The 7,303-nt window shown below is 74.8% G+C and carries 5 protein-coding genes; 3 read left to right on the top strand and 2 right to left on the bottom strand.

Annotated elements, in window-relative coordinates:
* The coding region (locus ACFQ11_RS36640) for a hypothetical protein (protein ID WP_378307372.1) at positions 1 to 184 on the top strand (184 nt) is incomplete at its 5' end.
* 378 nt (positions 185 to 562) lie between these two features.
* Here ACFQ11_RS36640 and ACFQ11_RS36635 read toward each other — a convergent pair.
* Entirely contained in the window at positions 563 to 3,034 is a 2,472-nt protein-coding gene (locus ACFQ11_RS36635) for a bifunctional acetate--CoA ligase family protein/GNAT family N-acetyltransferase (protein WP_378307370.1), read from the bottom strand.
* Between the two features lie 167 nt (positions 3,035 to 3,201).
* Between ACFQ11_RS36635 and ACFQ11_RS36630 the strand changes: the two genes are divergently transcribed.
* A complete protein-coding gene (locus ACFQ11_RS36630) occupies positions 3,202 to 4,122 on the top strand; it encodes a carbohydrate kinase family protein (protein ID WP_378307367.1) in 921 nt (306 codons plus the stop codon).
* A 48-nt stretch (positions 4,123 to 4,170) separates the two neighbouring features.
* On the opposite strand, the gene ACFQ11_RS36625 is transcribed toward ACFQ11_RS36630, so the two are convergent.
* On the bottom strand, positions 4,171 to 5,244 hold the full coding sequence (locus ACFQ11_RS36625) for a LysR family transcriptional regulator (RefSeq protein WP_378307365.1): 1,074 nt from the start codon (positions 5,242 to 5,244) through the stop codon (positions 4,171 to 4,173).
* A 1,060-nt stretch (positions 5,245 to 6,304) separates the two neighbouring features.
* Here ACFQ11_RS36625 and ACFQ11_RS36620 point away from each other — a divergent pair.
* Positions 6,305 to 7,303 (top strand): serine/threonine-protein kinase (locus ACFQ11_RS36620; RefSeq protein WP_378307363.1); only part of this gene is annotated, 999 nt, incomplete at its 3' end.

Here is a 7,303-nt window from a genome sequence, read left to right as displayed (position 1 = left end):
GCAGCCGCCGGGCCCCGTCCCGCCCGGCCCCGCACCCGACCCCGTCCCGCCGGGCCGGCCGCCGGAGCCGTCCCCGCCGGGCCCCGCACCCGACCCGAGCCCGCCCGTGCCGGACCCCGATCCGGTGCCGCCGGGCCCCGAACCCGGCCCCGAACCGGAACCGGGCCCCGCCACACCCGGCTGACCGCCCGTCGCAGACCCCGCCGACCGGCCGACCGGCGCGAGGTCGCCCGCGCGAGGCCCGCCCGCGCGAGATCCGCCCGCGCGAGATCCGCCCGCGCAGGGCCGTCCGTGTGGGGGACGCCCGTGCGGGGGACGCCCAGGCAGGGCGGCCCGCACGAGGCCGCCACACAAGGCCGCCGCTATCCCAGGCCGCCCGCGTCGGGCCGTCCGTGTCCCAGGCTGCGTGTGTGGAGGCGCCCGGGCGGAGGGGGTGTCGGTCCTGGGTGTGCGGTGCCGCTCGCGCGTTCGGACGGGTGCTCCGACCGTCGGCTCGTCCTGCGGCAGCCGGGCCGGGGGGCGGCCTTCCGGGTCTCGCCCCGGGACGGCCGGCGGGCGGGTGTCAGGCGATCGGGGCGGTGTCCGGGCCGCGGAGGCGGCGGGGGCCCAGTTCGGGGCGGGGTCCGAGCGGGCGTTCCAGGCGGAGCGCGACCTCGCGGACGGCGGCGCCCGAACCGTCCGCGACGACCGGGTTCAGTTCGAGCCGGGCCACCTCGGGCAGGTCGAAACCGAGCCGCGACACTCGCATGACCAGCTCCTCGAGGGCCGCCACCCGCACCGGTTCGGCGCCGCGATGGCCGAGCAGGAGCGGGGCCGTCCGGATCGCGCGGATCAGTTCGGCGGCGTCCACGTCCGACAGCGGGCCGAGGCGGTAGGCGCGGTCGTCCAGCAGCGCGGCCGTCTCGTCGGCCAGCCCGAAGGAGACGACGGCGCCGAACGACGGGTCCTCCATGGTGACGATGCGGGTCGGGACCCCGGCGCGGGCGTCGTCCCGGTCGACCTCGATCCCGTAGCAGGCGAGCAGCTCCGCGGCCTGCTCGGGCGTCGCGTGGACGGGCGCGCCCGAGTCGAGCCAGCCCTCGACGAGCGTCCGGGCGCGGCGCCGGTCGGCGTCCTCGAACTCGGGCATGTCCCCGGCCGGGCGGCGCCGCCACTGGGCGTACCGGATCACGTAGGCGAGGGCCCGGACGGCGTCCTCGGGCGCGGGATACGACGGCACCGAGCCCTCGGCCGGCGACCCGTCCGGCGTCGTGACGCGCAGGTCGACGGGCATGCCCTCGGAACCGAGGTAGGTCGCCACGACCGGTTTGGGGCCGGCCGCCGCCAGCCGCAGGATCTTCTCGGGGACGCGCAGGTCGTACCCGCCGATCGTCGGCGGGGTGAACAGCGCGACGACCGCGTCGACCGAGTCGTCCTGGAGCGCGGACGCGAGGCCCGCCTCGTAGTCGTCGGCGTCCGCGCGGGGGCCCAGGTCGATGCGCGGCCGCACCTGCAGGCCGAGCGCCGTCGCCGCGTCCTGCGCCAGCAGGCCGAGGGAGTCGGAGTTGTCGATGATCGCGATGCGGTCGCCTTCGGGCAGCGGCTGGTAGGCCAGCAGCTGGGCGACGTCGAACAGCTCGGACAGGTCCTCCACCCGGATCACGCCCGCCTGCTCGAACAGCGCGCTGACCGCGTGGTCCGGCAGCGTGAGAGCGCGCGCGGCGTGCCCGATGGGGACGCCCTGGGTGCTGCGCCCGCTCTTCACCGCGACGATCGGCTTGCGGCGGCCGAGCCTGCGCGCCAGCCGCGCGAACTTGCGGGGGTTGCCCAGCGACTCCAGGTAGAGAAGGACCGCCTTCGTGGCCGGGTCCTCCTCCCAGTACTGCATGAGGTCGTTGCCGGAGACGTCCGCCCGGTTCCCCGCGGAGACGAACGTGGACAGCCCGAGCCCGCGCTCGGCCGTCCGCTGCAGGATCGCGATGCCCAGCGCACCCGACTGCGAGAAGAACCCGATCGGGCCCCTGCCGGGCATGGTCGGCGCGAGGGTGGCGTTCAGGCGCACCTCCGGGTCGGTGTTCGCGATCCCCAGGCAGTTCGGCCCGACGACCCGCATCCCGTACGCGCGCGCCATCCGCACGAGCTCCTCCTGGCTCGCGCGCCCCTCCGGCCCCGTCTCCCCGAAACCGGACGACACGACCACCAGCCCCCGGACGCCCTTCGCCGCGCACTGCTCCACGACCTCGTGGACGGCGTCCGCCCGCACGGCCACGACGGCGAGGTCGACGTCGTCCGGGATCTCCAGGACGGACGCGTACGCGCGCACGCCCGCGACCGCCGTGGCCGTCGGGTGCACCGGGTACACCGGGCCGCTGAAGTCGCCCGCGAGCAGGTTCCGCAGGACGGTCTGGCCGACGGTGTGCTCCGCGCGGCTCGCGCCGATCACCGCGACCGACCCCGGGAACAGCAGCCGCTGGATCGACCGGGACTCCGCCCGGTGCTCGCGCGCCGCCATGACCTCCATCGACGTCTCCGTCGGCTCCAGGTCGAGGACGAGCTCGATCACGCCCTCCTCGAACCGCTGCTCCGCCTGGTAGCCCGCCTCCCGGAACACGCGGGTCATCCGCCGGTTGTCGGGCAGGACGCTCGCGACGAACCGGCGCACGCCCCGTTCCCGGGCCGCCGCCGCGATGTGCTCCAGCAGCACCGCGCCGATCCCCCGCCCCTGATGGGCGTCCTCCACGAGGAACGCGACCTCGGCCGTCTCCGGCGCGTCCGCGAGCCGGTCGTACCGGACGACCGCCACCATCTCCTCCCCGATCGTGGCGATCAGCCCGACGCGCCGGTCGTAGTCCACGCCCGTGAAGTGCTCGATCTCCCGGTCGGTCAGGCGGGGGCGCGGGGAGAAGAACCGGTAGTAGATCGACTCCGGGGACAGCCGGGCGTAGAACACCCGCAGGAGCTCGGCGTCGTCGCGCCGGATGGGGCGCAGGTGGGCGGTCCCGCCGTCGCTGAGGACGACGTCCGCCTCCCACTGCACCGGATATCCCTCGGTCACCTAACCGAGGGTAAGGCACGCCGCCCCGTCGCCCGCGGTGGGGAAAAACACGGCTTCCTCGGTTTCGCTGCGCGTTCGAGACCTAATCGGGGGCCGGAAGCTGTTAACGTCGAGCCCACGCCCAGGATGCCGCTCGCGCGGGCCGTGTTGATCGAGGTGATGACTCCATGACGCGCGTGGTCGTGGTCGGCGATCTGATGACAGACACCGTGGCCCGTGCCGCGTTTCCCCTGGCCAAGGGGAGCGACACGCCTGCCGCCGTGACGACCCACGGGGGCGGTTCGGGCGCCAACGTGGCCGCCTGGCTCGCCGTGGAGGAGGTCGAGGTCGCCTTCGTCGGCCGCCGCGGCTCCGACATCGCGGGCCGGAACCGGGACATGGAGATGATGGGGTACGGCGTCGACGCCCGCCTCGTCATGGACGCCGAGCGTCCCACCGGCACCTGTGTGGTGATGGTCACGCACAAGGGCGACCGCACCATGCTGTCGGACCCCGGCGCCAACGGCGCGCTGCTGCCCGAGGACGTCGAGCGCTGCGGCGACCTGTTCGTCCAGGGCACCCACCTGCACCTCTCCGGCTACTCGCTGATCAACGAGGGTTCCCGGAAGGCCGCGATCACCGCGCTGGACATGGCCCGCAAGGCGCAGATGTCGGTCTCGGTGGACGGCGGCTCGTTCTCCCCGCTCAAGCGGATGGGCGCCGAGCCCTTCCTGGAGTGGACGCAGGGCGCCCGGCTGCTGATCGTGAACGCCAAGGAGGCGGAGGTCCTCACCGGCCGGGACACCCCCGACCAGGCCGCCAAGGTGCTGACCGCCTGGTACCCCCAGGTCGTGATCAAGGACGGCGCGGACGGCGCCCTCTGGTACACCAACGGCCGCCCCGAGCCGGTCACCGTCGCCGCCGAACCCGTCGACAAGGTCGTGGACGGCACCGGCGCGGGCGACGCGTTCGTCGCCGGGTTCCTGCCGCCCTGGCTGGACGGCAAGCAGCCCGCCGACGCCCTCACCGCCGGGTGCCGCCTCGCCGCCCGCGCCATGCGGCACCTCGGCGCCCGCCCCACCCTCGACGTCGTCGACAACCAGATCTGACGCGTCAGGCGGGCATCCTCAGGTCGGCATCCGTCAGGTCGGCACGGGTCAGGCCAGCGGCGTGTAGGTGCGGACGTCCTCGCGGACGGCCTCCCACAGCCGGTTCAGCGGGTGGTCCGCGCCGTACCGCTCGAGGTCCGCGCGGCGGACGAACGCGCCGGTCATCAGCTCCGCGCGGGGCTCCATGTCGTCGTCGAGCCCGATCGCGCGCAGCGGCACGGCGTCCGGGTCGTCCCGTCCGGCCATCCCCCGGCCGATCGACCCGGTGACGATCATGCAGCCGCGGACGAACCCGGACCGCAGCAGCGACAACCCGTAGTGCACGTCGTCGATGTCGGCGACGACGTTCAACCGGTCCCGGTAGTTGGGCCCGTACCAGGTCGCCAGCAGGTCCGCGACGAGGCCCGCGGGCGGCAGGACCAGCGGAACGCCCGGCAGCCGGCTCGTCCGCACCGGCGTGTCGGGCAGCTCGCGCTCCGGCAGGTTCGTCAGCAGCAGCGCCTGCCCCCGCGCGTACTCGACGACCTCGTACTCCTTGAGTCGCCGGTCCCCCTCCGGGGTGCTGACGATGCTCCCGCACACGAGGTCGACCTGGTTCGTCTCCAGCCGCGACCACACGTCCTTCGTCCGCACGTGCGCGACCTTGAACTCGACCTCCCGCTGCCGGAACTCCTCCGACACCCGGTTCCACGCCCGGGACACGATGGGCAGCGTGAACTCGGTCGTCCCCACGGTGAGCATCCGGCCGAGCCGCCGCCTGCTGCGGTGCACGGCCTCCAGCCAGTTCTCGAACGTCCCGCGCGCCAGCTCCACGGTCGCTTCGCCCGTCGGGGTGAACAGGTAGTCCTTCCCGCGCCCCTGCCGGACGGTCAGCACCTCGCCGCACAGCGCCTGGCTGGTGCGGTTCAGCGTGTCGAGCTGTTTCTGGACGCTCGACTGCTCGCGCCCGAGCGCCCGCGCCGCGCGCAGGGCGGACCCGGTCTCGTGCACGACGAGCAGCGTCCGCAACTGGTCGAACGTCATGTCCAGCAGTCCGGACGGGCAGTCGAGAAGCTCGTCGAGGGGCACGGGACCGGACATTACTACCTGCCGCGCCGCCACCGCCGAAATGACCTCCCGCACACTCCAGCGGGAATTGATGACATTTCCCCTCCAACTAATCTTGAGATGTTCTCCCAAACAGCTAGACAGGGTTTTCTGACCTCTAGAACACTTTCATCTCGTCCGGACCCCGCCGAGGAAGCACCGTGAGCCGATCGACCTCCCCCCACGCCGCCGCGTCACCTCCCGGACGCATGCGCGGCGCTCCCGGGCGCGTCCCGGCGACCGTCCTCGCCGGGACCGCCGCCGGGGAGACGGCCCACCGCTCCCGGCACCGATGACCCCCGTTCGCCGCGGCTCTTCTCCGCCGCGGCGCCGGGTCGGCCGTCGGCCCGTGCGCGGGGCCGCGCGCACGGGCCGGCTCGGTTGCGCCGCCCGCGCCGACAGGGGCGCGCGGGCGGCCCGCAACCATCGCCGCCACGAGGCACCGGCCGGCGGGCGTCCGCGGACGGCCGTCCCCTGCCGGGGAAGCCACGGGCGGACCGGCGCGGCCACCCGTCCGTCCTTGAACTTCGGGACGGCCTCGGCCGGTCCGCCCACGGTCCGCGCGACCACGTCGGCGTCGGTCTCCTTGATCGTCCTGACCCCGAGCACCTGCCCGCCGACCTGAGCCTTCAGGCCGTCGGACGCCACCGCCGGCGGATGGGCGCGCAGGCGAGCCCGCCGCCGGCCGCGCCCCCCGTAATGCAGGGATCCCGTGTCGAGGCATCATCTGCCACCGGGACCGCCACGGACCCGCGGGAGCCGCGTGAGCGGCCGCATCATCGGACGACACCGGGCCCGCCCCCACGGCTCCACCCGAACCAACCGCCGCCCGTGGAGAAAGCGCGCCCCGTGTCAAAGGGCCGTCGAGTCGATGCCGAGGCACGGCACAGGCCCTCACAGGCGCGCGGGCGGGCCGCGACCACCGGACGACGTCGGCCGCCGAACGCCCCCATCCCTCGTGAGGGGACGGGGTTCCGTACCGGGGACAGCCGGTCGGTGCCGGACGGGTCTACGGGGTGCGGGCGTCCAAACCCGGTGCAGAATTCCGGTATCTCACCTATCGATCGAGCGGGCGGGCGTTGTGGAAGGACGTGCGGTGGGCGGCTGGCGGATCACGGAGTTCGACGAGGTCGCGGAACTCGGCCGGGGCGCGCAGGGACGCGTGGTCCTGGCGCGGCACTCCGCGTCGGGCTTCCCGGTCGCGATCAAGTACGTGGACGCGGCGGCCGGCGCCGACACCGCCCGGCTGCGGCACGAGGCCGGGCTGCTCGGCCGGGTCGTGGACCCGCACGTCGCGCGGCTGTACCGGCTGGTGGAGAGCGCGCACGGCGCGGCGATCGTGATGGAGGCGGTCGACGGCGTCCCGCTGAAACGGGTGCTCGCCGAGCACGGCTCGCTCACCCCCGAGCAGGCGCTGACCGTGCTGAAGGGGTCGCTGACCGGGCTCGCCGCCGCGCATGCCGTCGGGGTCGTGCACCGCGACTACAAGCCCGCGAACGTGGTGGTGCGCGCCGACGGCCTGAGCAAGCTGATCGACTTCGGCATCGCCGTCCCCGCGGGCGGCGGGGACCGCTCCGGAACCCCCGCCTACATGGCCCCGGAGCAGTGGCGCGGCGAACCGGTCTCCCCCTCCACCGACGTCTACGCCGCCACCTGCGTGTTCTTCGAATGCCTCACCGGCCGCCGTCCCTTCGGCGGTGACCGCGCGGCGCTGATGGCCGGGCACCTGTCCGCGCCGCCGCCGGTCGACGACGTCCCCGCGTCCGTCCGCGATCTGGTGGAGCGCGGCATGGCCAAGACGGCCGGGGAACGTCCCGCGGGCGCGGCGGAGTTCGTCCGGGCCCTGGAGGAGGCGGCGTCCGACGCGTACGGGCGCGACTGGGAGGAGCGGGGCGTCCGCGCCCTTGCCGGGGCCGCCGCGGCCTTCTCCGCTCTCTTTCCCCTGGTCGCCGCCGGGCTCCCGGCGAGCACCGCCGCAGGCGGCGCCCTCGGCGCGGGCGGTGCGGCGGCAGGCGGTGCGGGCGGTGCAGCGGCGGGCGGTGTCGGCATGGGCGGCGCCGGCGCAGGTGGTGCGGCCGCGTCGGGTGCGGGGGCC

The organism is Actinomadura sediminis (genome assembly GCF_042675525.1).
Taxonomy (GTDB): domain Bacteria; phylum Actinomycetota; class Actinomycetes; order Streptosporangiales; family Streptosporangiaceae; genus Spirillospora; species Spirillospora sediminis.
This window is presented reverse-complemented; position numbering and strand designations above follow the sequence as displayed.

Bases quoted from the DNA above. Each gene is read 5' to 3' on its own strand.
- ACFQ11_RS36630 (WP_378307367.1), top strand. From the start codon at position 3,202: ATGACGCGCGTGGTCGTGGTCGGCGATCTGATGACAGACACCGTGGCC.